Annotated in this window: 2 protein-coding genes; both read left to right on the top strand. The window is 42.7% G+C overall.

Annotated elements, in window-relative coordinates; translation table 11 throughout:
- Nucleotides 1-742 (top strand): ornithine cyclodeaminase family protein (locus GX497_18295; GenBank protein ID HHY75129.1); only part of this gene is annotated, 742 nt, incomplete at its 5' end.
- Nucleotides 743-762: 20 nt separating this feature from the next.
- On the top strand, nucleotides 763-1502 hold a 740-nt coding region (locus tag GX497_18290; protein HHY75128.1), incomplete at its 3' end, for an aminotransferase class V-fold PLP-dependent enzyme.

The raw sequence follows: 1502 nt of genomic DNA, 5'->3' as shown, positions 1-1502 counted from the left end.
TCGGTCAAATAGCCTGAGCGGCATGATGCTCCTGTTCAGCACGAAAACAGGGCTTGCCCAATCCATCTTGCTTGATAATGGCTATTTGACCGATGTAAGAACCGCGGCGGCCGGTGCCATTGCTGCAAAGTATTTGGCGAAACCGGACGTTGAAAGTGTCGGTGTCATAGGTACCGGAACCCAAGCCAGGTACCAGATTGAAGCACTTTCACTAATAAGGCAATTTGAGACGATCTATGTTTATGGTCGCAAAGATGAAGCCGCAAAAAACTATGCTGTTGAAATGGAAGCGAAATTAGGGAAAAAGGTCATTGTCGCCAAAAGCCCGGAAGAAGTGGTCAAAATGAGTGAAATTGTAATCACAACAACTCCTGCCACTTCACCATTGATTAAAGCCGAATGGCTGCATCCGGGTCTTCATATTACGGCGATGGGATCTGATGCCGAGCATAAGCAGGAACTGGATGAAAACATTTTTAGTAAGGCGGATTTGATCGCTTGTGATGTCAAATCTCAATGTTTCCGATTAGGTGAGCTGCATCACGCAAAAGATAAGAGAATCATAGATGAAGAGGCAAACATTATAGAACTGGGAGAAATCATCACAGGTACAAAAACAGGAAGAACCGATCATGGGCAAATAACCGTCTGCGATTTGACAGGCACTGGGGTGCAAGATACAGTCATCGCGCGCTTTGCCTATGAACAGCTGGTAACAGGCAAAAAATCTTTTATTAGATAAAAACATTGGAGGGGTATTTTATGAGTAACAAAAAAGTGAACATGGGTACACAAGCTGTATGGTCAGGAGAAAAAGACGTATTAGTGCATGGAGCCACACAAGTTCCGGTCGTGGTAAGTGTCGCTTACAACTATGATGACATGGACGAATGGTATGATGTTGCGACTGGAAAAAAACCGGGACATATCTACGGAAGAAATACGAACCCGACAGTACAAGCCTTTGAAGAAAAAGTGAGAATCATGGAAGGGGCAGAAGCTGCCACAAGTTTTTCAACAGGAATGGCTGCCATTAGCAACATATTTTATACATTCTTGAGACCAGGTGATCGGATTGTTTCAATCAAAGATACGTATGGCGGTACAAATAAAATTTTTACTGAATTTTTGCCGCAAATGAACATTGAAATCGTATTATGCGAAACCGGCAATCATGAAGAAATGGAAAGAGAAATTGAAAAGGGCTGTAAAATCGTTTATTTGGAATCGCCAACAAATCCGACTGTAAAAATTACGGATATTGAAAGAATAGCGAAAAAAGGAAAAGAAGTCGGTGCGCTTGTTGTGGTGGATAACACATTTGCCACACCAATTAATCAAAAACCGCTTGAACTCGGCGCAGATCTTGTCCTTCATAGTGCAACGAAATTCTTGGGCGGTCATGAGGATGCACTTGGTGGTGTCGTTTGCGGATCGAAGGAATTAATTGAACCAATTTATCATTACCGTGAAATTAATGGTGCCACATTGGATCCTTGGTC

The organism is Bacillus sp. (in: firmicutes), assembly GCA_012842745.1.
Lineage (GTDB): Bacteria > Bacillota > Bacilli > Bacillales > Bacillaceae_J > Schinkia.
This window is presented reverse-complemented; position numbering and strand designations above follow the sequence as displayed.